The following is a 26,519-nucleotide window of genomic DNA, read 5'->3' as shown; positions in this document are numbered from 1 at the left end:
ATATTATCTCTAAAATTTAATTTTTGCCAGTCGTTTATGAATACGAATATATCTAATTGTACCAATTAAACCTATTACAAATCCCATTCCTATTAATATAACTCCACTTATTAAAAAAATTAAATCTTCACTAAATTTAATAATTGCAAGCCCTCCAGCAATTAAACTGATAGCTGTTCTAAACCAAGCCAAGAATGTTCGTTCATTCGCCATTATCGTGCGATCTAATGCTAAAAAATCTCTTAGGACCATATTATCTTTTGAATCATCATAGATGTTCATTGGCTTTTTTTTATCTATAAAACTTAAAATATTATCTATCATCATACTCCTTCTTCTTATAAAATTTCATCTGCACCATTAGTTGATATTACATCTTTATACCAATAAAAACTTTTTTTCTTAGAACGGTTCAAAGTCCCGTTACCCTCATTATCTTTATCTACATAGATAAAGCCATAACGTTTTTTCATTTCACCTGTAGAAGCACTTATAAGGTCTATGCATCCCCATGGAGTATAACCAATTAAATCTACACCATCATTAATTGCTTCTTTCATAGCTTTAATATGAGCTTTTAAATAGTCGATTCTATAGTCATCATTAATAGAACCATCTTCCTCGACCGTATCCATTGCACCTAAGCCATTTTCAACAACCATGACTGGTACTTGATAGCGATTATAAACCTCATTTAAAGTATAACGTAATCCAACAGGATCAATTTGCCATCCCCAATCACTAGACTTAAGATATGGATTTGGAACACCCCCAAAAACATTGCCTTTACCTTTAACTTTCTCAGGATCAGCACTAATACAACATGACATATAATAACTGAAAGCATAGAAATCGACTTTACCTTCCGCTAAAATTTGTTCATCTCCAGGTACCATATTAATATTAATATTATTTCTTTCAAAATATTTCTTAGCAAAATTAGGATACGCTCCACGTACTTGAACATCACCACACAAATTATTGAACATGTTGGTTTGTTGTTGTGTAAGCAATATATCATCAGGATGACACGTCAATGGATAACTGCACATATTGACAATCATACATCCAATTTTAAAATCCGGATTAATCTGATGTCCTAATTTGACTGCTTTTGCACTGGCTATAAATTGATTATGCAATGCTTGATATCTCATTTCTTGTCTATCATCATCTAAACCTGTATTAAATTCATCATTGTCTATTTGCATAGCTCCTGCCATAAAGGTACCAAAAGCTGAGGTCAATGCATTGATCTCATTAAATGTTAACCAGTATTTAACGACGTCTTTATATCGATTAAATACCACTTCACAATAACGAACATAAAAATCTATTACTTTCTTATTAGCCCAACCATTATATTTGACAGTTAGCTGATAAGGTGCTTCATAATGGGATAAAGTTACTAATGGTTCAATGTTGTACTTCTTTAATTCAGCAAACACATTATCGTAAAATTTGAGACCTTCTTCATTTGGTTCTGTATCATCTCCATTAGGAAAAATCCTTGACCAAGCAATAGACATTCTGAAAACTTTAAAACCCATTTCTGCAAATAGTTTAATATCTTCTTTATATCTATGATAAAAATCTATAGCTTCATGACTTGGGTAATAAGCACCCTCTTCTATAGTACTTGTTATTCTTCTTGGCTTAGTATGAGTACCGCTTGTCATCACATCAGCTGTACTTAGTCCTTTTCCACCTTCATTATATCCGCCTTCCAACTGGTTGGCAGCTGTAGCACCTCCCCAAAGAAAATCTTTGGGAAAGCCACAATTTAACTCACTCATATTTATTCGTCCTCCTTAACTATATTTGTTTCGTAAATAAAAATCAACTTATTAATCAACTTTGTCTGCAAATTCAATTAGTTTAATAAAAAAATGCTTCTTATCTCCAATGTTTAGAACATCTAATAAGATGTCAGCTATTACAACAACCGCTCTTTTATCTATATCCTTTATATTATTGTTCTCACATATTTCTTCAACTCTACTTTCAAAATTACTTTGATACTTTATTGGCAGTGAGTATTTAAGAAATAATAATTGTTTTTTTGCTTTTTCACTGATAGTATAATTTTCGCTTAACTCAAGTCTTTCATAAACTTTTTTTAATTCTATTTGTTTTATTAAATCATCTTTGGACAATTGTTTATCTTTATATACTCCTATCCTTTCATATTGCTCATCAGGTGCTTCTGATTCTATCATCGCTTTACGCATCATCTCAATCATTTTTATTTCCAAATCCAAATCATCAATATTATTTCGCTGCAAAGGATCATCTTCTAAATCAAATAACTTATTTCCAAATCTATACGACGATAAAAATGCATTTGCAGGTACTTTTAAAATTGGAATATTATCAGCAAAACTAAATTCATTTGTTAATTCTGATTTTTTCAACTTATTCTTATTAAAGAAATTTCTCATATTTGTTGGCATTAATGTATATTCATTTAATGGTTTATTAGCAGGTTTTACAGATGATCTCATATAAACATGTTTACCATCCGTTATATTAACATGTCCACCATGCATTCCAAACAATGCATAGTCTCTAATCTCCTTATTATCTTCTATTACTTCTTTTAAAGATTTACCTTGCATGTGACTAGGTATATTTATATCAAAATATTCTAGTATCGTTGGTGCTATATCTATTGTTTGGGTTAAAGAACTTCTTCTTTCATTTTTTACTCCCAATTTCGGATTCCATATAAAAAACGGTAAGTGTACGATATCATCATAAAAAGGCTGTACATTTTTACCCCACCATTCATGTTCTCCCAATAAAAATCCATGATCTGTATTTACAATCAACATTGTATCTTTCCACATATTATTTTCATCCATGGCATCAAGGACTTTTCCAAGATAATTATCACACATGCTTATCAGTGCTGCATATTCATAATTTACATGTTCTTTGGCATCCTTAGCTTCAGTTACTGGTTGATAACTTGGCCAGTCAAAGTGCTTTCCATTATACTCATGAGGATACATATCTTTATATTTTTGAGGAGTAAAAAAAGGTTCATGAGGATCAAAGCATTCAATTTGTAAAAACCAATTGTCTTCATCCTTATTATTATCTATAAACTCAATTCCAGCTTCAAATGTTTTATATGCAGATACATCTTCTTCATTTTTCTGATAGCTTCTATTTACCCAATTCTGCTTGAAGGATACACCTCCTTTAACAGTTTCCAGCTGTTCAGGAATCTCTATATCACCAACATGACCTTTCCAACGATCACCTTCTTGACCTCTAAAACACTCCCATGTATTATACCTGTTATGATATGTAGCTCCACCATCTTCTAGGTAATGTGCATGATCTGTAACTAGATGTGTGTATACTCCATTATTTTTCAGTATTTCTGGCATCGAGTCATCAAACGGTTCTAAAGGTCCCCAACTTCTGTGAAGAAAGTTGTATCTAGCTGTATGCAATTCTCGTCGAGCAGGTATACATGGTAAGCTACCTGCATAAAAATTATCAAAAACAGCTGTTTTTTGTTGCAATCTTTTGAAGTTAGGAGCTTTTATCCATTCATTGCCATATGAAGGCAATGCTTTTCTTCGCAATGTATCAAACATAACCATTATTGCTTTCATCTAAACAACTCCTTTTTGTTTTTAATTAACATACTTCTTTTTTAAACCATTACTGTTAACAATTCATCTTTATAGTCTGTCTTTTTAATATCACTTCCAACAACATCTAAATACTCATCTGAATTAGTAATTATTATAGGTGATATAATTGAATAACCATCACTTTCAATAGACTCTATATCAAATTCTAATAATAAGTCTCCTTTTTTGATCTTATCACCTTGCTTGAATTTGGGATAAAAATACTTTCCATCTAATTTAACAGTATCCATACCTATATGTATAAGTAATTCTATTCCACTGTCAGTAGTTATACCTATAGCATGTCCTGTACTAAAAAGAGTTGTCAACACTCCATCCGCTGGTGCAATAACTCTACCTTCTATAGGTTTTATCGCAACGCCTTTACCTAGAGCTCCTTTTGAAAAAGCTTTATCATCAATACTTGACAATTCGTAAACATCACCTTTTAATGGACTAGTTAATACTTCATGTACAGCCTGAGTATCACTACTATCTGTGTCATCATTCATGATATCATTCTTGTCACTATATCCAAATAAGTAAGTTAGTATAAAACCTAATATGAATGCTGTCGCTATTCCAATGAGATATCCATAAAATCCTTGATCCAATCCTTCAGGATTAATACAACTAGGTAATCCAAATATTCCTAACCCACCCATTGTATAAACCTTAGTATTAAATATACCAAATATTGCACCTGCAATAGATGAAGATACAAGTGTTAATATAAATGGTTTTTTACGTGGTAAAGTAATACCATAAAGAGAAGGTTCTGATATTCCAAAAACACTTGATATAAAAGCTGGGAAAGCCAAACCCTTTAATTTTTTATTCTTAGTCTTTATTGCAATTGCTAAAACTACCCCTGCAGTTGCAAATGGAGTTCCTAGCATTAATGGAAAGAATGAGTCATATCCAAAAGTCGCCATATTATTTATTGCTATAGGTATGAATCCCCAATGTAATCCAAACATTACGAGCACTTGCCAAAAACCACCCATTATCAAACCACAAATAACAGAATTGAAATTATATATTGATAAAGTCAACTTTCCTAATAATGTACCAAGCCAAGTCGCTATAGGTCCAATAAATATAAATGTCAATGGAACTACAATTAATAATGTAAAAAACGGAGTCAAAAATGTTTTAACTACATTAGGTATTATTTTTTTAAGGAAACGTTCTACTTTTGCTGCAAAATATGTGGCTAATATTATTGGTATAACACTTGAAGCATACCTCATCATGATAACAGGTATACCTAGAAAAGTACTATGAACTGGTGATTGAATTATTGAACCAGCAAATAACATGTATAAAGGCTTACCTGCTGTCATTTTTGCTAGTGCAGGATATACTAACGCTGCACCAATAGCCATACCTGTGAATTTATTCATTTTGAATTTATTCGCAGCTGTGTATCCTAAGAATATTGGTAAGAAATAAAAGAAACAATCTCCTATTGCCTGCAATATTTGATATGTTCCTGACTGAGGTGTAATCCAACCTAAAAAGACAAATAGTGCATTCAAACCTTTTATCATTCCTGTTGCTGCCAAAACACCCAATATAGGTGTGAAAATACCTGATATAACATCAATGAAACTATTAAATACTCCAACCTTCTTTTCAGATTCTTGATTTTGTTCTGAACTTAATCCACTCACTGCCACAAACTCACTATAAACATCAGATACATGATTTCCTATTACAACCTGTACTTGTCCACCACTCTCAACAACTGTGATGACACCTTCGATTGTTTTTAATTTATCTTTGTTGGCTTTACTTTCATCCTTTAATTTAAATCTAAGACGTGTAACACAATGTGCCAAACTCAAAATATTTTCTTTTCCACCAACATTTTTTAAAATATTTTTGACTAATTTTTCATATTTCATATTACTCCTCCTCACTATATTTAGCTAGAATTATTTCATTGTATTAACATGCTTTTTTCCGTATTATATATACATAACTATGAAATATTATATTTAATCACCTTCTTTATAATTTTTTTACTAAAAAAATATATTAAAAAAGGCGAGCCTGTAAATAAACTAATCTAGTTCATTTATACGGTCTCGCCTGCTTTACCAGTAACAATCCATAATATATAATTATTCTTGTGTTACACGTTGTATATGCAATGTCAAATATAACTTCTCATCATCACTCAAAACAGTCTCTAGATACTCTTGTATATTTAACATGCAATTATACGCTTTTTGTAACTTATTTTTGACTTGTCTCAATAAAAAGTCATCATCTAAAACTTTAGAATTTTCATTATTCTTTAGTCTCATAAGAAAAAATCTTAAATGAATTACGAATCTTTCATAATCATATGATTTTTCATTTAACTCTTTCTTATATGAATATTTTACTATATTTAGAATATCACTAATCATTTTAGTAATTTCGAGTAAATCATCTGTTTTATTAAATTTATTGTTTATTTGAGCATTTATTAGATGCAGTGCAACATGTCCAGCTTCATCTTCACGCAGTTTTTTTCCAGTTATCTCTTCGATATATTCTAACGCCTTTAAACCAATTTTAAACTCTTTAGGATAGAATCTTTTAATCTCCCACATAAGCATATTGGGGTTATTTAGCCCATCATCATAAAGTTTTAATGCAAAATTAAGGTGATCTGTTAAAGTAACATAAATATAATCGTTCAGTTTAATATTTAAAATACTTTTAGCATATTCTATTATGTCAAAGCTTAACTCAATACATTCAGCAGTAACATTACCTAACAATGTTTTTAATCTGTTAGTTGTTTCATCTTCTTTCAGTATAAATGTTTTTTCAATCTTATCAGTATCAACATTATCTCCAATTTTCTTTTTAAAAGCCAATCCACAACCAAATAACACAAACTCTTGATTTTCAGAATCGTTTGCAATAACAGCATTATTATTAAAAATTTTTTTTATTTTCATCATAATCAGCTCCGCATCAGAAAATTAAAATCTATAACTCAATTTCATGTATAAAAACGCTTATGGAACTTAAAAAATTCGATAATCATTGATAATAAGCAGATATAATTCTTCAACTAATAAATCTAAAAAAACATAAAAAAACTTGATTAATATAAAAATTGCGAATTAAATCTTTATATTAATCAAGGTTTCGCCTGATCGAATCAGTAACAATCCTAGTAATATGTATCTTATGTTATTTGTATACTATCACATTCAACTTTTTTTGTCAAGATTTTATGAATTACAGCAGTTCTGAACGGATTAAAATTCCACTTTCATTTAATCAATATAGTAAACACTTGCATCTCTATCTAATTCATTTGCTGATAAACTAAGATACTTCCAATTCGTATCAATATATTCTTGTGCGTGTTCTATTTTACCTATTTCTCTGTCATGAACAAGCCACTTTAAAGTTTTAAATCCATATTTCACTGTAGAAATCCATGAAACATAGTTTATTGAAAAAGGATTTTTAGTTATCACAAATTTGCCTGCATTTTCTGCAAATAATATTCCATTTGCTATGCATAACATTATTGTTAACTTTGGATTGCCTCTCAAAGATACATCTCTTTTAGAAAAGAACATTTCTTTTATCACAAAAGACAGTCTCATTAGTATTTCAATCAATAAGACTGGCACACTCATGCCAATGAAATGATTGAAATTATATCCATCATAATACATTTTTTTAGATAAATCAGCTACTGTATATTTATTTCCGTTATACTCTATAGAACCTACTTGTATTAACTGTAACAAGGGTGTTAAGGGTGCGGGTACGCTAAGTATTTTTCCAGTTTTACTTTTTGTACCTACATCAGAAAGAAAATGTCCAAAAACAGTAATTATTGATTCAATAAATGATTTCGTTTCTGCTCCTTGTACTGATTGCACTATCAATCTTCCATTTCCATCTATAGCAGTTAACTGACCTTTCATTAAATCGGCGATTCCGAATATAAAGCCTAATATTGGGTCATGCCCTAAAGATTGAAATCTATGATACAGAGGACATAAACCAAGTACTTCTTGAGATATTTTGGAAGTATTTGATGATATGTCGTAAGTAACCTTATACTTTTCTTCTAATTCTTTTATCTTTTCCCCTGATAAGAGCTTGTTCCAAAAAGTTTCAACTCCTGATTTTAACTTGCCTGGAACAACTTTTTTGCCAACTGTTTTTGTAACCAAAAAATAATCTATTAACGCCGCAATAGTACCTATTATTCCAGAAATAGCATAATCATACTTATCTAATTTATATTGATCAGTAAACTCACTATTATATTTGCTTAATAAATAGTTAGCCTCATTAATTTCTTTTTTTGTTGCAACTTCATTAATAGCTACATTTGAATATCCACTATCATGCGATTCATTTATCAAATCTTCAAACCTCTTTTGAGGTCTTTTTTTAACCTTTTGCCATTCTAGCTTTTCAATTCTATTATTCTCAATAAATTCTGTAATCACAGATTTATCAGTATTCTGATTGTTAATAAATTCTTGCACTCTTTTTTCAAGCTCATCTAGTTCATTATTCATTTGAGAATAACTATTATCTAATGAATTTATTTTTTCACGTTGATATTTTAATACATCAATTTCGTTTTGAAATACCTTTTTACCCATTCAAATCAGACTCCATGTCTTTTTTTACACCCATTAACATATCTAATGTCAATTTCAAGTGATTCAATCTTTCTATTGATTCTTCCTTATCCTGCTCAAGCTTAACCATAATTCTATCATGAGCAAGCATTATTCTTTGTATAAGCATTTCTTTCTCTTGAATTAGTTTCTTTTGTTTTGTCTTATTCGCAAGTGCATATGCTCCACCACCTAGTATTACAGCGGGTGCAGCTAAAACTCCGATACCTGCTACCATTCCTCCTCCAACTAAAGCTCCTGCCGCAGCTAATCCAGATGTTATTCCAGCTGCACCTAATCCTGCAACGCTTCCCATAGCACTAAGAAGCCCAACTCCTGCAATTCCACCTGTTACAAGACCTGCTCCTGCCGCTCCAATGCCAAAGGCATCTGATTTTAGTATTTTATCCATTATTTCTCCTAAGTCTCCATCAACATCAGCTGTAATTCTTTTATTATCACTTAAAGTTAGCTCCGCTTCTTCTAACAGCTTTTTCACCAAAGTTAACGATTCACTATTTTTAAAGTTCATTTTCTTTCCCATTTATTATCCCTCCATTAATATATTCTTCGTAATCTAGTTTTTATGTTTTTTCATTACTACATTTCCATGCATAATATTTCACATAGATTTTATAAAAACATAATTTACATACATTATACCATGTCAATTCTACATTATTCTACATATATTGCTATATTATTACCGTAAAAATATTAACAAGACTGATTAATTTTTATCAAATCTTTATAATCTATTATGATTATGGCTGCCGATTTGTGTTATATTTACAGTTTCTTTTCATTTTTTGTTACTTTACAAGTGTATATGTTTTAAAAATAACCAGAACATCATATTTTGTCTGAAAAATCAAAAAATTTGGAACATATCTGTATATTAAGTTATCTAATATATAGATATATATATTTATTGAACTTATAGGAAAGGGGGGTTATTATGAAAAAACTTAGAAAGAAACTTAATAAAAGTACTATTGTTACATTTCAACGTATTTGTCTAGCTTGTTACAGAGAACCTGATGGAAGTACTGATTATTACTCTCCAGAAAATCGTTATAGCGGACCTGAATTATAATTATAACATTTATACTTAAACTCTTGTTAGGCTTGAACTCAATTAGATATTTGAGCTTAAGCCTAATTACATATTTCAGTTGACATTTTAGACCAATTTTGAAAACTCAGTTAACACCTCGTGTGTCAATTTGTTTTGAAGATTGGCCGTTAACCGTCTTTGATACAAAAGAATGTGGAACATATTTACATATAGGATTATCTAATATATAGACTAAATAAAATTAGCGAGATTTTCATAAGGAAGGAGGGTTAGTATGAAAAAGCTTAGTAAGAAAATTAATATACATACTATATCAATGTATAGTCTATGTATGTGTAGTTGCCATATTGAATGTGATGATCTTTACGATAACCATGTGTTATTACATGACGGATGGATACTTCCTCCAAAATAATTAATCTGTATACTTAAACTTATTAGGCTTAAACTCACTTTAAATATTTGAGCTTAAGCCTAATTACATATTTAAGTTGACACTTCATGTGTTAACTTGTTTTATAAGTTGAATGAGTTTTGTCAAAAAGGTCTAAGAACTATTCCAACTTATATTTCTTTAAGAAGCAAAATCATCTCGGGCAACATGCCTAGATAACAAAAAACAGACTGTTTTTACACAGCCTGCTATCTCTAATCACCAGATTTAGACTTTATACAATTTTTTTATGTCCTACACATATGATACCGGAATAAAAAATACTTTTCCTAGATGTATTTATAACACCAATACCAGTCTATACAATTAGGACAATTTTTTCTTCTTAATAATTCTTCATAAGTTTTTGGAGGAGGTATTATTGTAGGGCAGCCTTTTCTCCAATTTGCTGGGGTAACTGTCTTTGTTTTATCTGATACTTGAAGTGCTTCTACTAACCTTAATATCTCAGGTATATTTCTGCCATTTGTTAATGGATAAACTAATATAGCTCTTATTATACCTTTGTCATCTATAATAAACACATTCCTTACAGTTGTTGTTTCACTTACATCTTTTGATATCATTCCATAAAGACTAGCTATAGAACCATCTCTATCTGCTATTATAGGAAAAGGCACCTGCACTCCTGTATTTTCATAAATATTGTATACCCAAGCTAAATGAGATGGATTGCTATCTATACTTAAACCTAAAAGCTCTGTATTTCTTTCTTTAAAGTATGAATAATACTGTGTAAAAGCTAAGAATTCTGTTGTACATACAGGTGTAAAGTCTCCCGGATGTGAAAATAGTACTAACCATTTACCTTTATAATCAGATAGCTTTACATTTCCAAAAGTAGTTACTGCTTTAAAGTCTGGCGCTTTCATCCCTATTCTTAAACAATTATCTTGCACTTTATTTGCACCACCTAAAATATAATCCTACTAGTTTATAATATGTAATTAGCTATTCATTCGTTAACTTCTAATCTACCGACCACTGCGTTCAATACATTATATAAATAAAATTACTTTTATTATTAATCTATACTATATCACTAAATATATCTATTCTGAAGTAAATCACTTTATGGGAGTATTTTGTTATATAAAGTGGAAAACGGAACCTACCAAAAAACAAATAACTTCTTCTTATAGAACGGCTTATACTTAGAAATAATCAAATTGGTTAGACTACTATTATCATATCTAACGAAATCAACCACCTTACCTAAACCTTCAACAGTAATTCCAGCTTTAGCTATAACCTCATCATAACTTGAAGTACACTTCACTAGAATAAGTGAGTGTGGAGGTACTTCTTCTTCAGGATTATAGTAATGTACCAAATACGCTTCTAAAACACGTTTTTCTTTCTTAAATATCTTAATAAGATTATTAACAACGTCATGAGGATACTCTTTCGGTTCACCAATCATAATCTTTGTTTCTTTCTCAATAATTCTACTATTTTGAGGTTGAAATATTGTACCATCACGTAACGCATTTATTTCTGATACAGTAAATTCTTTTTGAACTGTAAAGTTAGGATTTAGTATCATAGGGGTATCTCTCACCAACTCAAATAAACTCTTTGCATTCATGCTAATATATTTTTGGTTTGAAGTTATGAACTTCTGTAATAGCTCTAAATTGCTGAAAAACGGAATTATTGTACTTCCATCTTGTTTTTGTATCGTCAAGAAATTAACTTTAGAGCCAGCTATAAGAGTTCCATCTTCTTTTATAGTATCATCTTCATTAGTCAGTAAGTAAACTTCCAAATCTAATAACATCTTATAAAACATTCGTCTATCATCAGTATTCTTTGATGCTGAAATGAATACTTCCTCAAAACTCTTCATACTCTTCCCCTTTCATATTCACTACCCTCGATTACTTTTAATTATTTATAATAGTAATACCAGTTACTATCATAGTTCTTGTCAAAGTTTTCTTTGCTGTCAAGCATTATACTAAAGTTGCCAAAATTGATATAATCGAATTCGTCATATTTTTTCAATACTTTAAGATAATCCATTTTCAAATCATCTATCAATCCATCTGCTTTATGTAGTTCTACTTCATAATCTGTATAAAAGAAAAAAGTAGTTGCTGAAAAAAACTTCGATATCTCCCATAAACTATAATCCTGGTATTTATTTTTCAATTCCGATATTTCCTCTCTTGTAACACGATTATTTGCATCACTTCTAGCAATAGGTTCAAAAGCGCTAAATATAACAAATAAATCTATCATATCATACTTATATTTATTGTTTTTAGCAAAAAAATTAATTAATACTTTAGACTTTTTTGCATTATTTATCTCTATAAATTTACACTTTATTTCTTCTTGTTTAATTGGGTCGTAATTAATGTTTTCTTGACTTCTAAACTTCTCAGCTTCTTCTTTAAATTCAAAAACAATTTCAAGTCTAGGTCTTTGGGAATTAGCAGCAACACCAACTTTTTCATAACAAATATTTAGTACCTTTACGCAATATTTATTATAAATCCAATCAGCTAATTTCATTAGTGTAGAATCCATTTTTTTCTTTCCTTGCTTTACTAGCTTTTTATCTTTATATGAATAATCATTTGTTGTAATCACATAACATTACCTCCTTGAAACAATTAGTCATGTCGATAGAGGCATAGGTAAGGCTTTAAATCATCTCTACCTTTACCATGCCTAAAAGTTTAGGTCATCAGGCTACGACTTCATCTCGCTTAGTACTATGTGCAGTAGCAGCTACAAAGCACCAAGAAGTATTAATGTTCACATTATCTACCCTTTGGTGTGGGACAAGATATTAACTCTGTATGCCAAAGGTATTTCACCTCTAGACTCAGCAGTATAGTTTAGACAATTAGACTAACGCGTTTTACTTAGGTTACCAACCCAAAACTTATGGCGAAACGTGGATACCTTCGAACTGAACCCTATAGTAATAAATCTTTATGGTATTTGCACTCAGTAAGAAGATGTGGTTTACAGCACCCCAAAGACTGTCCCTCGTACACTCCTGAGCAAACACAGTATTATGTGATAGAAAGACCGAATAATTATCTTAATAATTCAATTTTGTTTTCTATCATTTCATAATTTTTATATCCTTTTAATTTTGCTTGTAATAAAAACTTATCTGCTTTCTCAAAATCACCTTGCATTGCATATGCTAATGATATAAATCCATAAACTTTTATTAAATTTGGATTATTATCTATAGCTAACTTGAATTGTTTAATAGCTTTTTCAATATCATTATTACTTAAATATAAAGCTCCTAAAAATGAGTATACATCAGCATGATTAGGATTCAATTCCTCTGCAACTAATTATGCTTCTTCAGCTAAATCTAATTTCCCAATATCAAAGTAAGCTATACCAATATTAAACCAAGCTAACTGATACTTGTCATCATCTCTATAGCCTTTTTAAGTTCAATAATTCCTTCATTATACATATCTAGTTCAATATAACATCTTCCTAATGCACTATACATTTCTACTAAGCTATACTCTTTAGTCCCTACTTCTATTGCTTCATTAAAATAAACTATTGCATCATGATAATTTTCCTTCTCAAACTGTGAAAATCCTTTTGACACAAGATAATCACCTGACTCATTCAAACAACTACACAATAAAAAAATAGAAACTAATATAATAAAACAAATTCTAATCTTTTTCATTTCAAACTCCTTGTTATTATCTAGTCTTTTCAGTCATATGAATTTTAAATCTCTGTATATTAGTTCCGACTATTACCTAAAATCAGTGATAGTTGCGAACTAAAGCTTGTAAATACTTTTTATATATTATCTAATGAACTCTTAATATTACTTTACTTCTTAACAATTTATAATGTAACAATATATTTCTATATATATCATGCAAACCCTTTTATTCGATGTAACTTTTACGCTAATCATGGTTAATTTAAGCAGAATATGACTCATTAGAATTGGTTACTCATATATATGTCTTGTAAAGCTTCAACACAAAAAACATTGAGCCACACTTTCCTCAAAGGTTTACCCTAGCTATTTTACAATTTTTTTGAACTCTATTACAAAAGTAGTCCTATTATATAAAAAACAAACTGTCTTTTTACACAGCTTGCTTCATTAATTTCCTAATCTAGGATTTCTATAATTTTTTTATATCTTTCATATAAGATACCTGTTAGATTAACAAATCATAATAGATTGTTTTTATAATATATGTTATTTAAAAAACAGAAACTATTACCTTCGCCATATTGGCGTATTTTGTGACGAAACATTGACGTATAAATTCATCAATTATTTATTTAATTATGCCACTTACACAGGATTTTTTAGCACTCACTCTTTCGTATTTGCTATGATATACCAAAGACTAAAAAGAGTAAAATAGTATGTCGATATTTATTTGAAAAATGCTTAATTCTACATAAAAAATTAATGATTCTATCACATTTTATTTAATCTATATTCACAAGTACCTTTTCTTTTTTATTTTTACAAATATTTATGTTGAAATAAGCAGTATTATAATTTTTTTTATAAATAAATGGAACAAATTCATATATCAAATTATCTAACATATAGATACAATAAATTTACTTTAATTTTACATAAGAAAGGAGGGTTAACATGAAAAAACTTTTAAAGAGAATTAAAAATAATACTATGGTTAAATATATGCCAGCAGCATGTGAGTGTAGCTGTACAAATACTGACCGCTATGATAGCTCTTACTCCCATCATTATTAGGTAATAAAAGCAACACACATATTACTTAAAATCTTGTTCGGCTTAAGTCTACTTGAAATATTTAGGCTTGAGCCTTACTTATTATTACTTTCATGAATTCACATGCTCCTTGCATTAGTCATAATTAATTACTTCTTTTTTTAAATATCAATACAACACTTTTTAATCTCCAATATGCATTATGTGTTCAATATTATTAGACAATGCTTTGATTTTATCTTTTATAAAAGTTGGATAAACAATAATGTTATCAATGTCTGCAATATCAAACCATTGAAATATTAACTTTACATCTTCCTCTACACCCAAAAAACCTTCTTTTTGATCTAGAATAGATGATTCTTCATCAAATTTCATAAGATAACAAAATGATATCTCATGATACTTTTTATTATCAAATTCAAAAAAATTCTCTACTACCCATAATAATCTATCTATTGTAACTTCCTCATTAAGTTCTTCTCGCATCTCTCTGACAATAGTATCTTTAGTAAATTCTAGTAATTCATTTCGCCCACCAGGCAAAGCCCAAAAATCATCCTTAACTGTTTTATGTAAAAGAATTTTACCATTGTTTATTGCTACTCCAGCAACTCTAAAATTGAATCTATTTTCCCCACTATCAAAACAAATCATAATATTCTCCAATCATATAGTATTTAAATCAATTACATGTGTAAATTACTATTCTTTTTATCACTTACATTCACTCAAATAAAGAATGTGTAAATATTGCTTTATCCTTAAAATAAATATACTGTCAAAATATATAATGACTATTGTTAACCAATTACACTTAACGGTCTGTATTTGCGACGTCTCTGAATCGGACCCTCAAAGCCCTTCTTCGTAAGCGGTGCTCACACCCGTTAAAGAGATGTACGTACAGAGTATTTTGTTATAAGAATTTGACTCATTCAGCTTCGAAGCTTCTTCGCTAGTTTTTTCAGTATTTCTCTCTTTTAATACATAACATAATATAAGAAAATTATAAACTAAAGATTATCTATTAATTTATATTTGCTTTTAACTTAACGGGTATAAATGTTTCCATCTGTGCCCATCCCTGTGCTTTTATAATCTCTGATGGTGTAATAATATGTCCCATAGCATAATGATTTTGGCGAATATCCAGTTCTAAAATATCTGAATTCTTAATATATTCCAATGTTTGCTTATATAACTTACCATTTGCTTCTTCATTTCCGTCTTTGTAAACATAAGTTATATAGTACCCGCCTTCGAAATCAACGACTTCGTTCCCATCATTATCCATATCCTCACTCAATGCCCACCACCATACCATACCTTGTTTTTCTTCATCAAAAAACAAAAAGTCTCTAGGCATAAAACTATCTCTGTCAGATAGCTTAATTGCAGAAAAATACTTATCAAACTTTCCTAAAATACCATTTAACGAAAAGTTAAATTCCTTATCTACACCAGACGACGCTGCTTTAAACGGTGGTAATGATATTATTCTAAACTCCATAAAAATACCTCCTGTTATTTTTTTAAGCAATAATTATCTTCGTGTACACTTGTCATTTCTACAAGTATGTATTATTATAATCTCTCTATATATACATACTGTATTCTTTTGACCCTAAAGTAATCTCCCGAAACTGAATGAGTCAATTCTTATAACTTTTAATCTCTGTATGTTAGTTCTGACTATTACCTAAATTAAGTAGTATTTAAGAACTAAAGTTTGTAAATACCTTATATATATTATCTAAAGGACTCTTAATATTACTTTAATTCTTAACATTTTATAATGTAATAATGTATTTCTATATTTATTATGCAAACCCTTTTATTACATGTAAGTTTTGCACTAACCATGTGGGTAATTTAACATTATATGAAATCGAAAAAATACTCCCTTCTCCGAGTTAGAAAAATTTCTTACATCTTGCTGAACCAAAAATAGCAAGCTATATAACATACAAAACTTTACTATATCAAATCTTCAAAGAAATATAGCAAATAGTTGATTTACCCTCTTTTTACCTACAAATTTCTCACCCTTGCAATCTTCATTTTTCTATTTTTCATATATTTAATAACAGTTGTACCTACATAACCACCTATTAGCCCTCCTATCATTGCAAAACCAAGTGCTAATAACACTTTTAATGGTGGATTAAATCCAAAAGGAGCGAGCAGGCCTGGTATTGGCGAAGCTGTTCCTGGTGCATTGTTTATTATTTTAAAATGTGCTGCTGCTATTCCTGCAAGTCCTCCACCAATAAAGTCTGAAAAATATATTGGAAATGGGTTCTTTGTTATTATGTCTGCCTGTGTTAATGGCTCTAGCATTACTGATATAACATTTTTTGAATCACCAATATTCAATCTCTTAAAAACAACTCCATTTGTAAATGCTCCTCCAAAACTGCTTATGGCAGCTATTCCCATAGCTAAACCCTGTAATCCAAGCATTGCTGTTAAAGCCATAGAACTTAAAGGTGATGTGCATAGAATCTTGATAATTCCTCCTAGTAAAAATCCCATAATATATGGTGATTGATCAGCTGCTACCCTTATTATATCTCCTATACTTAAAAGAGTACTATTTACAATTGGTGTGAATAATACTGCAATTAGTCTAGCAATAGGCGCTATAGTCAAAGCTCCTATTATTATATCTACACCCTTTGGAAGTTTTTCCTCAAGCTTAGGTGCAAATAATCCTACCAAATAACCTGCCATAAATCCTGGTAATATCCCCAGCTTTGCAGTTGCTGCTCCTGCTACCATTGCATATACAGGATTTACTCCCATATTTATACACACATATATTGCTGCAATAGGTCCTCCCATACTTCCAGATGCATTTCCTACCTCCCCTAAAAATTCAAAATGTAAGAAGTCACCACTAATATATTTATGAATTGCTTCTACTAGAAATGTTGCAACAGCTGCACCCGCTAGACCTGACATTGCCTTATCTCCCTTTGGTGCTTTTAAACTAAAACCTGAAAATACAATTAAAACTAATAATAATAACATCATTCCTTTTACAATTGCTAACATATATAACCCTCCAGTACAATTTGAATTTTGGATTATCTATGTGCAAAATAAAAAGACAGAGAGTAATGCAGCATAGAAAATCCCTTGCTACTCTACTCCCTGTCCTTTTATCTGAAAGCTTCCCTACAACATTCGTTGTAAGTTACTCCTTCGATGCCTAATAATAGGTCTCTCCAGGGTCGTGTCAAATCATTGTATCATTACCTGAAAGTTTCAAAACAGATTTTTAGCACAAATCTATTTTTTGCTTCTACGGTTATCCTCTTGGATATCTCCAATGATTATCATCCACATATGTAGTTGTTTTTTATATCTTTTTAGTAACTCTTTCCTTCTTTTTTTATGTTATCATAATTTGTTTGAAGAGTACAATTATTTTCTATTTAATATGAAAAAAATATAATATATGCATCAATTATAGATTATTTTTATAACGCAAAATAATATTTTGAAAAAACAATAAGTCTTATTTAAAGAACTAAGAGTGTTATCTTATATACAGACTTTACTTGTTTTACAAATATCATTATCTTAACACAGTTGAGTATTTACTTAGAAATTTATAGTTTCTAATTTGTCATAAATAGAGCCTACATTACTTCATTGCAGGCTCTATTTATCATGTTTTTAATTATACAGCGTACTATAAATTTAGTATGGAGGAACATTTACTTTATCTACTGTACACCAATAATAATTGTAAACAATTTCTGGTCTACATCCTCTAACATCATCTTGTGCATTTTCATACTTTACAAATCTTGCTAGTGTCATATACTAACCCTCCTTTTCAATATATTTTTTTACTAAAATTGAAATAAATATATATATTTTTTTTTTAATCTAATATTATGCTGTAACCTCTGTATTTCTTATTCTAAACTCTTCAATCATTTTACACACATTAGAAACAGAGCTGTTCTTATTCTCCAGCTGCTTATTCCACTGCTCTACTTTATTCTTTAATCCATATAATTTATAATTTGCAACTATATCATCTATATCATTATCAATTATATTTCCATAACTAAATAACTCCTCAGGAAAGAAATCACAAGGTTTAATATTACCTTTTTCTGATATAGACCAACTTGATGTTCCAGCACCACAATTGAACCTTTCTTCTTTAACTTCTTCTTCAATAAATTCTTCTTTGTCTTGTTTTTCTATTTTTAATTCACTACTACTATCTTCCCATTTTGTTATATCAATTTCACCTTTATATTTGCTATTTAGTTCTTTAAGCTTATTTTCAACAACTATGTGATCTTCTTTACTTAATAACCAACTATCATCTAAATTAAGACCTCTACCACATTTACTAAATGCTCCAACAGTTAATTTCTTAACACCAATACTGATTAGAAATTTAGCCATTTCCTCTATTTCATCAATTTTGTTCTTGGTTGCTATCATTGCTATTGACACATTTACATCATTTTTAACCAATTCTTTTATACCGTTTATTGTTTTATTATAAGAATCTTTAGTACTTGTAACATATTCATGCTCATCCTCTTTATGTGAATACAATGATATTTGTACACCACTTACACCCTTGAATTCGTGTGCATTTTTTTCATTTATTAATGTTGCTGATGTTGTTATATTTACATCAAAATTTTCTTTACTATATCTTAAAATATCTAAAAATCTATTATGTAGCATTGGTTCTCCCCCAGTTAATTGTATACCTGGAGTTTTACCGGCTAAGCATTTTAATGTACTCATCAACCTTTCGTATGGTATAAAATCTTTGTTTGAAATATTACAGCTTTTAAAACAATGCTTACATGTCAAATTACAACTATTTGTTATACTGAAAATAATATAGTATGGATACTTTTTGTTTTTTTCTCCTGTATGCTTCATTGTATACTTTGAGGGCTTGTCATTAAATGTTAATATTGATTTATTATTTTCTAAAAACTGATTCATAATATCTGATATTTGATTTCTATCATCTGATCCTAATTCCAAAACAATATCATTAATAACATTATCTATTGATTTTTCTCCATCTAACTTGTCCAAAATATATACATCTATATCACTTAAATACTTATTTTTCCCTCCAATAACAATACCATAATTATCTATATAATGAACTTTTAAACTCTCTTTTAAATGTGGATACATATTGTTCTCCTTTCGTTTAAAAATTTATAGTTTGCCATTTGTTTTAAATAAAGCCTGTACTACTTTACTACAAGCTTTATTTATCTTTACATTTAAACTATTCTGTCTTAAGGAAGATGATACATTAGTATTTCTGGACCACATATATCATGTCTATTAACTCTTTCAGGCATACATATATATCGCACACCAGAATTTTGATATTTCACAAATCTTGATAAAGTCATAATCTAACCTCCTATTTCTATCACATTGGTTTTATTTAATTATATTGTATCATTAATAAATAGAAAAATTTGTTAAAACTAGGATGTATTTTAAATTTTTATTCATCAATAATTTTTGTTTTTAGCCGCTTTTTTTCTAAAAATTTAGCTTGAGTTAATGATTATTGATTTATACTTAAAAGCCTGTAATATTAAATTACAGGCTTGATTCATTATGTTCTATATGTTATATAGTATTTCATCATTGAATTAATGTTGTATTATGCTATATTCATTAATGGGAAAAAATGTTAATTCCTCATCTACGCCCCTTTACTGAATGGATAAATTGGTAAATTTCGGTATTTTATAAATAATACAATTGGTTTAAACCAAGTACTAACATATTATAATATTTAATATAACTTGAAACTTGTTAATATTACTCATATCCTCATTTATGTATAATTAAATCATCTGTTTTAATTATAACACTTTTGACTTAAATAATATGTAATATTTGGTCTATAATCCCAACTTTCGTTCGTCAAAATATTTTGTTTTCAGATATTTTTTTATTTTAATTTATACTATTTCAAATAGTCATTTTTTTAATTTAAAAAAATTGATAAAGCATTCTTGCTTTATCAATTTTTCTTTATTATGTTCTATATTCATATCTTGTCAATTTAGATTAATACACTGTTTACATTCAAAATATTTTATTATTCTGTAAAATACACTTTATCTACTGTACAAAAATAAGAATTATAAGTTACTTGTGGTGGACATCCTTGAATAATATCATGTGAATTTTTATACTTTACAAATCTATCTAGTGTCATATACTAACCCCCTTTTTAATTTTTTATAAATAAAGCCTGTACTACTTTACAGGCTTTATTTATACTATTCTGTCTTAAGAAGTACTAAAAACCACCATACATTAGTATTTCTGGACCACATATATCATGTCTATTAACTCTTTCAGGCATACATATATATCGCACACCAGAATTTTGATATTTCACAAATCTTGATAAAGTCATAATATAACCTCCTTTCTCTACTGCATTGCTTTATTTAATTAAATTATATCATCAAGAAATTGAAAATTATGTAAAAATAAGGTTGTATACTATATTTTCACTCGTCAAAATTTTAGTTTTAGACACTATTTCTCGCATAATTATTTTTGTAATCATTTTGAAAATCTAACTTGATTGAATGGATTATTGGTTTATGCTAAAAGCCTGTAATATTAAATTACAGGCTTTATAAATTATGTTCTCTAAGTTAAGTATGTCATTAATGACTCAATGTTATATTTTGTTTTATTTTTCAATAGGATGATAATGTATTTGTCCTTCTGCACACCATTTTAGAACAATTAAATTTTCTACCGAGCATGCTGGAATTGGACCATTTTGTGTATCTTGGTATTTTACAAATCTTGATAGTGTCATTGTTTAACCCCCTTCTCAATTAATTTTATAATAATATGATTAATTTAATTTAAATGTTGCCATATTGTTTTATTTGTTATAATTTAACAAACTTAATGATGTAATTATACCTTCATTTATGTACAAACAAATCATTTCTTTTTATTATAACACTATTAATTTCAATATTTTGTAAAATTTTGTCTGTATATTCAATTTCCGTTCGACACTATATTTATTCTTAGATACTTTTTGTTTTATACTATTTTTGATAGTCTTTTTTGCATAAAAAAATTGATAAAGCATATCAAGCCTTATCAATTTTAAATCAGCAAAAAAACGTCAAACAGCGTAAAAACATACTCTAGTATTCTTATATATACACCATATTGTATAGTTCAAAATATTATTAATATTAAACCCAATGCTAGTAGTTGATTTTAATTATAGGTCCACCAGTATAATATAGTACATCTGGCCTGCATAATCCCATGTAATTAATTTCTTCAGGTAAACATACACTTCTTTCAGATTTTTGATACTTTACAAATCTTGATAATGTCATAAAAATTTCACCCTTTCGCTTATTTTTTATAACGCTTGTACTATTATTAATATTATGTTAATTCAATGCTAGTAGTTCCTTTCAGATGGTTAAACAGATAAATATATTACATCAGGTCTGCATAATATTGGTTTATCAACTTTTTCAGGTACGCATATAGGTATTTCAATTTTTTGATACTTTACAAATCTTGATAATGTCATAGTCTAACCTCCTCTCTATTTATTACTTCCTAGATTTTAATTACTACTACAAGCAAATTTTATCATTTTTTAATTGAAAAAAATGTAATAATAGAGTATGTATGTTAATTTTTACTCGTTAATTTTTTTCCATATTCTACAAAAAAACCGACAAGACTTTTTACCTTATCGGTTATAACTAACTCTATGACTGTATATCTCTATATTCATATCTATTATAAGTAATAAATATACCAACAACGATAATTATCGCTGATAACAATAGGTATATACTCTGTATTTCCCCTGTAATAAGTATTGCCTTTGCATCAAAGTAATAAAAAGGTATTATATATCCTAAAAATTCAATTTTATCATACATACTTATAGCCATTGACAAAATATACGTTGACAGTAAAACTCCTGTAGATATTGATGATGCTTTTTTTGCTGTTTTGGTTAATGATGATATCATTAATCCTATGCTAAAAAACACTATTTGAATCAATAATAATGTTGCCATTATTTTTAAAATATATGATGTAATAGAATCGCCTTTATTGACTTTTGAAACAAAAATAATTGACGTAACGCCTGTAACTATGTTTAAAATAATCATATTTATAAGACTAGCTATTATCTTTGATGTTACTATTTGTTTCCTTTTAATAGGCTTAATTAATAGAAAATCAGCAGTTTTATCTCTTTCTTCCTTTGAAATAATTGATGCTCCTAATAGTATTGCATGTATTCCTGCTATGAGTGCGAAATACATATAAAATATAGAATAGTATCCCCCTATTTCTGTAAGATTAATGTCACCTATCCCAAAAATTCTTTTCATGACTTCAGGTAAATTATTCATTAATTCATTAGCTTCTTCACCCATACTAGCAAAACCTTGATATTTTATCATACCAATAGTTATTAATAGTATCATACTAACACACCATATAATCAATGCTTTTCTATTTGCACGCATTTCTCTTGAAATTATATTCATAATCAATCCTCCAATTAACCAATATTCATTAAATAATTATATAGATGGAAAATCTTTTTTTTGATATCTTATATATGCAAAACAAATAAACACCATAGCTAATATAAAATTGAGTATTAAATAGTTAGTTTTATAAGCTATCTCAAGCATAATACTATCTGGATCAAAGTATCCAAAGGGTGAAATGTAAGAAAGTTTTTTATCTTGAAGTGTATTATTTAATAGTTGAATAATATAAAATCCAAAAACTACACCCATTGTAATAGGTAATACGCTTTTAATTTTCTTTACAATTGTTCCAATCAAAATACCAAATGTTAAGAAAAATATTTGAATAAAAAACAAGCTTAAAGAAATTAATAAAAAAGTCTTAAAATCAAACTCTACTTTTTTAAATATTTGAACTAATAAAAGCGCACATATTAAATAGATTACATTCATAATAATAACGTGTGTTAATACTGCTAAAAATTTAGGTGTAATAATCTGTTTTCTATTTACAGGTTTAACAACAAGAAATTCTACTGTTTTTTCTCGTATTTCTTTAGACATAATATCCAATCCTAATTTCATAGCAAATATAGCTCCTATTAATTTAATGTACATGAAAATCATGCTGTAAAAACTATTTATACTACTAAAAGTAAGGTTATTAAATCCAAAGGCTTTTTTAAATGTTTCAGGAAAATTATTTAATAGTCTTTCAAGTTTTTCTGCTTCAGATGAAAAAGAAGGATATATAGATAAAAACAATAATAAACACAATATTAAAGAAACAGTCCATATTATATTTTCTTTTAAGTATGATTTGAATTCATATTTAAAAATATTCATTTTATACCTCCTTCTCATAATAATACATGAAAATCTCCTCCAGAGTTGGCTCTTCAACAAGTAGATTTTTTACTTTCATTTTGCTTAATATGCTAATAATTAGATTTATATCACCTTTATACATAAAACTTGCACTATTTTCTTGTGCCTTAAAATCTTTGATTCCCTTTATATTAAAAGATTGTTCAGCTATTTCATCAGTTGCTTCAAGCTTGAATTTTTTATAATTATTATGTCTTAGTGAATCTATACTTTCAACTTTAATTAGTTTACCTTCTTTTATAATTGCAACCCTATCACACAATTTCTGTACTTCATCTAGTATGTGAGAAGAAAAGAAAATAGTTGCTCCTTTTTTATTTTCTTCTTTGATTAAATTAAAAAACTTTTTCTGCATTAGTGGATCCAACCCACTAGTTGGTTCATCTAATATTATAAGCTTTGGTTCATGTAGTAACCCTTGAACTATACCTACCTTTTTTTTGTTACCTAATGATAAATCATCTATTTTTCTCTTTAAATCCAAATCTAAAATTTCTGCTAAATAATTTATTCTCTTAGTACAATCTTTACCATAAAAGCTTGCTGAATATTTTAGTAAATCTATAACTTTCATATTGTCATAATAAAAAACTTCTGAAGGAAGGTAGCCTATATCTTTTCTAATTGATGCACCTTCTTTTATGCAGTCTTTGCCGAAAATCTTAGCACTTCCGCTGGTAGGATATATTAATGATAACATAGTTCTAATAGCTGTTGATTTACCGGCTCCATTAGGTCCTATGAATCCAAAAATCTCACCTTCTTCTACTTTAAGTGAAACATCAATTATACCTCTGGCTTTGCCATAATATTTCGTCAATTTGTTAGTTTCAATAACATTCATAATAATACCTCCCTCGTATAATATATTTAAAACCAAATTATTCACAGAAAGTTATACACTATATACATGTTATAAAATTATATGAATAATCAGGGTTAAATCATTAGTTATTTTATTAAATAAATATCAACTCAATTCGGTTAATATAACAATATCATATATATAAGCAATAATTTATACTAAAAGCCAGTTCAATTTAATTATTATTCTTTAATGTATCTCTTTGTTTTATACATTATTAAAGCTATTACTTTTATCTTTGTACATATTAATTGTAGTTATAAATAACTATTTATCATAATAAACCTTATATAGACATAATCCCTCAGAAGGTGCTGTAATTCCTGCATTTGACCTAATTTTACCGTTCATAATTTGTGGTATTGTTTCAGACTTTAATTTTCCTAGTCCAATCTCTATAAGCGTACCAGTTATTATTCTAATCATTTTATGTAAAAACCCATTGCCATGATAAATAATATCTATTTGATTACCATTTATTCTGAACTCTATCGAATAAATTTCTCTTACTGTAGATTTCTTTTTAGATTTCATAGCTGTAAAAGCTTTATAGTCATTAACGCCTATAAAATATTTAGAAGCCTTTTTCATTTCTGATATATTAAGTTTTTCTGGAATATAATATGTGTATTTTCTATTAAATACTGTAGGTACATTACTATTGTAAATACTATAAATATATTCTTTGCTAACAGCATTGTATCTAGAATGAAATCTTTCATCCACTTCAATAACTTTTTTTATAACTATATCTTCTGGTAAGTAATGATTGCAATAATCTCTTATTTCATCTTGAGAACTATTACAATTGGTGTGAAAGTTAGCTACCTGTCCTATAGCATGAACCCCTGCATCTGTTCGACCTGAACCAATTATTTGAATATCTTCACCAGTCATTTTCTTTAAAACATCTTCTATTTTATGTTGTATAGTATTGTCTGTATTACCGAGCCTTTGCCAACCTTTATATCTTGACCCATCATATTCTATAAGCATTTTAATATTTCTCATACATTTCTCCTTTTTTCTTTGTTGTTTTTTAACAGCATTTTATAGTCAGATTTATTTATTTATAATCATAATAATATAATTATATAAAATTGAAAGCTTAAGTAAATTAATATTGTTTTATTAGTAATTATTCCTTTTCCTATTGCAGATATTCATATCTTTATTGTTTTATATTATAGTTTATTTTGTTTTTAAACAAAAAATAGAATTAGTCATGTAAATAACAGAACATAGAAATCCAAGAATAATATGGAGTTAGTATTATAAATAATTATAACACAGGTTAAAATAGAAAAAAATATAATTCTCACTCCTACTTACTTCGTTCCTAGCAGTAAACGACTCAAACCCAATCATAGATTTGGGTTCTAAACAGAACCGCTAAACTCTTACGTTTAGCGGTTTATTATACTTATTCACTTAAAACTGTAACTTTTTTAATGATGACATCTACTGTCGGCTTCGATTTTTCACCCATTAAAGGATTATATATTACTGGTGTTTCTGCAATTTTATCTAAAGTTTCTTCACCTTCTATCAATTTGCCAAATGCTGCGTTTATCTCCATTTAATGGTGAAAAATAACAGTTTATTTAAA

Annotated in this window: 26 protein-coding genes and 1 riboswitch; of the genes, 2 read left to right on the top strand and 24 right to left on the bottom strand. The window is 28.5% G+C overall.

Annotated elements, in window-relative coordinates; all coding sequences use genetic code 11:
* Positions 1-9: 9 nt before the first annotated feature.
* The 7 genes from AYC61_RS13110 to AYC61_RS13080 form a co-directional block, all read right to left on the bottom strand.
* A complete protein-coding gene (locus AYC61_RS13110) occupies positions 10-327 on the bottom strand; it encodes a YidH family protein (protein WP_082759958.1) in 318 nt (105 codons plus the stop codon).
* A gap of 11 nt (positions 328-338) precedes the next feature.
* Positions 339-1,796 carry a 6-phospho-beta-glucosidase gene (locus tag AYC61_RS13105; RefSeq protein WP_066503226.1) on the bottom strand — a complete coding sequence of 486 codons (1,458 nt, stop codon included), beginning with the start codon at positions 1,794-1,796 and terminating at the stop codon, positions 339-341.
* Between the two features lie 51 nt (positions 1,797-1,847).
* Positions 1,848-3,629 carry a sulfatase-like hydrolase/transferase gene (locus tag AYC61_RS13100; protein WP_066503225.1) on the bottom strand — a complete coding sequence of 594 codons (1,782 nt, stop codon included), beginning with the start codon at positions 3,627-3,629 and terminating at the stop codon, positions 1,848-1,850.
* 41 nt (positions 3,630-3,670) lie between these two features.
* Positions 3,671-5,560 (bottom strand): beta-glucoside-specific PTS transporter subunit IIABC, encoded by a 1,890-nt coding sequence (locus tag AYC61_RS13095; RefSeq protein ID WP_066503222.1) that lies wholly within the window; start codon positions 5,558-5,560, stop codon positions 3,671-3,673.
* Positions 5,561-5,779: 219 nt separating this feature from the next.
* Entirely contained in the window at positions 5,780-6,610 is an 831-nt protein-coding gene (licT, locus tag AYC61_RS13090) for a BglG family transcription antiterminator LicT (RefSeq protein ID WP_066503220.1), read from the bottom strand.
* Positions 6,611-6,934: 324 nt separating this feature from the next.
* The gene (locus AYC61_RS13085; protein ID WP_066503218.1) at positions 6,935-8,293 is read right to left on the bottom strand and encodes a hypothetical protein; all 1,359 of its coding nucleotides are present in this window, start codon (positions 8,291-8,293) and stop codon (positions 6,935-6,937) included.
* Positions 8,286-8,855 carry a hypothetical protein gene (locus AYC61_RS13080; RefSeq protein WP_066503216.1) on the bottom strand — a complete coding sequence of 190 codons (570 nt, stop codon included), beginning with the start codon at positions 8,853-8,855 and terminating at the stop codon, positions 8,286-8,288. The genes AYC61_RS13085 and AYC61_RS13080 overlap by 8 nt, the downstream gene beginning before the upstream one ends.
* A 414-nt stretch (positions 8,856-9,269) precedes the next feature.
* Between AYC61_RS13080 and AYC61_RS21330 the strand changes: the two genes are divergently transcribed.
* Positions 9,270-9,407: a hypothetical protein gene (locus AYC61_RS21330; protein ID WP_156456463.1), complete on the top strand. Its 138-nt coding sequence runs from the start codon at positions 9,270-9,272 to the stop codon at positions 9,405-9,407.
* Positions 9,408-9,663: 256 nt separating this feature from the next.
* Complete coding sequence (locus AYC61_RS21325) at positions 9,664-9,804, top strand: hypothetical protein (protein ID WP_156456462.1); 141 nt, start codon at positions 9,664-9,666, stop codon at positions 9,802-9,804.
* A 308-nt stretch (positions 9,805-10,112) separates the two neighbouring features.
* Here the strand turns inward: AYC61_RS21325 and AYC61_RS13075 are convergent, their stop codons facing one another.
* The 17 genes from AYC61_RS13075 to AYC61_RS21315 all read right to left on the bottom strand — a co-directional run bounded on the left by AYC61_RS13075 (position 10,113) and on the right by AYC61_RS21315 (position 26,489).
* Positions 10,113-10,742, bottom strand: a complete 630-nt coding sequence (locus AYC61_RS13075) for a peroxiredoxin (protein ID WP_082759957.1) — start codon at positions 10,740-10,742, stop codon at positions 10,113-10,115.
* A gap of 212 nt (positions 10,743-10,954) precedes the next feature.
* Positions 10,955-11,692, bottom strand: a complete 738-nt coding sequence (locus AYC61_RS13070) for an enhanced serine sensitivity protein SseB C-terminal domain-containing protein (protein ID WP_066503212.1) — start codon at positions 11,690-11,692, stop codon at positions 10,955-10,957.
* Between the two features lie 41 nt (positions 11,693-11,733).
* Positions 11,734-12,441: a hypothetical protein gene (locus AYC61_RS13065; RefSeq protein WP_066503209.1), complete on the bottom strand. Its 708-nt coding sequence runs from the start codon at positions 12,439-12,441 to the stop codon at positions 11,734-11,736.
* 455 nt (positions 12,442-12,896) lie between these two features.
* Positions 12,897-13,154: a tetratricopeptide repeat protein gene (locus AYC61_RS13060; protein WP_066503208.1), complete on the bottom strand. Its 258-nt coding sequence runs from the start codon at positions 13,152-13,154 to the stop codon at positions 12,897-12,899.
* An 80-nt stretch (positions 13,155-13,234) separates the two neighbouring features.
* Positions 13,235-13,525 carry a tetratricopeptide repeat protein gene (locus AYC61_RS13055; protein WP_066503207.1) on the bottom strand — a complete coding sequence of 97 codons (291 nt, stop codon included), beginning with the start codon at positions 13,523-13,525 and terminating at the stop codon, positions 13,235-13,237.
* A 1,227-nt stretch (positions 13,526-14,752) separates the two neighbouring features.
* Complete coding sequence (locus AYC61_RS13050) at positions 14,753-15,226, bottom strand: NUDIX hydrolase (protein ID WP_082759956.1); 474 nt, start codon at positions 15,224-15,226, stop codon at positions 14,753-14,755.
* A gap of 373 nt (positions 15,227-15,599) precedes the next feature.
* Entirely contained in the window at positions 15,600-16,082 is a 483-nt protein-coding gene (locus AYC61_RS13045; RefSeq protein WP_066503202.1) for a hypothetical protein, read from the bottom strand.
* A gap of 521 nt (positions 16,083-16,603) precedes the next feature.
* On the bottom strand, positions 16,604-17,629 hold the full coding sequence (locus tag AYC61_RS13040) for a PTS sugar transporter subunit IIC (RefSeq protein ID WP_066503186.1): 1,026 nt from the start codon (positions 17,627-17,629) through the stop codon (positions 16,604-16,606).
* Positions 17,630-17,718: 89 nt separating this feature from the next.
* Positions 17,719-17,816: riboswitch (glycine riboswitch) on the bottom strand.
* 464 nt (positions 17,817-18,280) lie between these two features.
* The gene (locus tag AYC61_RS22085) at positions 18,281-18,403 is read right to left on the bottom strand and encodes a hypothetical protein (protein ID WP_275935251.1); all 123 of its coding nucleotides are present in this window, start codon (positions 18,401-18,403) and stop codon (positions 18,281-18,283) included.
* Positions 18,404-18,478: 75 nt separating this feature from the next.
* Positions 18,479-19,768 carry a radical SAM/SPASM domain-containing protein gene (locus AYC61_RS13035; RefSeq protein ID WP_066503182.1) on the bottom strand — a complete coding sequence of 430 codons (1,290 nt, stop codon included), beginning with the start codon at positions 19,766-19,768 and terminating at the stop codon, positions 18,479-18,481.
* A gap of 1,540 nt (positions 19,769-21,308) precedes the next feature.
* Positions 21,309-21,440, bottom strand: a complete 132-nt coding sequence (locus AYC61_RS22080) for a hypothetical protein (protein ID WP_275935250.1) — start codon at positions 21,438-21,440, stop codon at positions 21,309-21,311.
* A gap of 406 nt (positions 21,441-21,846) precedes the next feature.
* Positions 21,847-21,984 carry a hypothetical protein gene (locus AYC61_RS21320; protein WP_156456461.1) on the bottom strand — a complete coding sequence of 46 codons (138 nt, stop codon included), beginning with the start codon at positions 21,982-21,984 and terminating at the stop codon, positions 21,847-21,849.
* 387 nt (positions 21,985-22,371) lie between these two features.
* A complete protein-coding gene (locus AYC61_RS13030; RefSeq protein WP_066503180.1) occupies positions 22,372-23,169 on the bottom strand; it encodes an ABC transporter permease subunit in 798 nt (265 codons plus the stop codon).
* A 36-nt stretch (positions 23,170-23,205) separates the two neighbouring features.
* Positions 23,206-24,003 carry an ABC transporter permease subunit gene (locus AYC61_RS13025; RefSeq protein ID WP_066503178.1) on the bottom strand — a complete coding sequence of 266 codons (798 nt, stop codon included), beginning with the start codon at positions 24,001-24,003 and terminating at the stop codon, positions 23,206-23,208.
* A gap of 1 nt (position 24,004) precedes the next feature.
* Positions 24,005-24,889 (bottom strand): ABC transporter ATP-binding protein, encoded by an 885-nt coding sequence (locus AYC61_RS13020; protein ID WP_066503176.1) that lies wholly within the window; start codon positions 24,887-24,889, stop codon positions 24,005-24,007.
* A 288-nt stretch (positions 24,890-25,177) separates the two neighbouring features.
* On the bottom strand, positions 25,178-25,921 hold the full coding sequence (gene truA / locus AYC61_RS13015) for a tRNA pseudouridine(38-40) synthase TruA (RefSeq protein ID WP_066503164.1): 744 nt from the start codon (positions 25,919-25,921) through the stop codon (positions 25,178-25,180).
* 412 nt (positions 25,922-26,333) lie between these two features.
* The gene (locus tag AYC61_RS21315) at positions 26,334-26,489 is read right to left on the bottom strand and encodes a peptidylprolyl isomerase (RefSeq protein ID WP_202906841.1); all 156 of its coding nucleotides are present in this window, start codon (positions 26,487-26,489) and stop codon (positions 26,334-26,336) included.
* Between the last annotated feature and the right edge of the window lie 30 nt (positions 26,490-26,519).

It is taken from the genome of Abyssisolibacter fermentans (assembly GCF_001559865.1).
GTDB lineage: Bacteria > Bacillota > Clostridia > Tissierellales > MCWD3 > Abyssisolibacter > Abyssisolibacter fermentans.
Note: the sequence above shows the minus strand (reverse complement) of the source record. Positions and strands in the feature narration are given on the sequence as shown.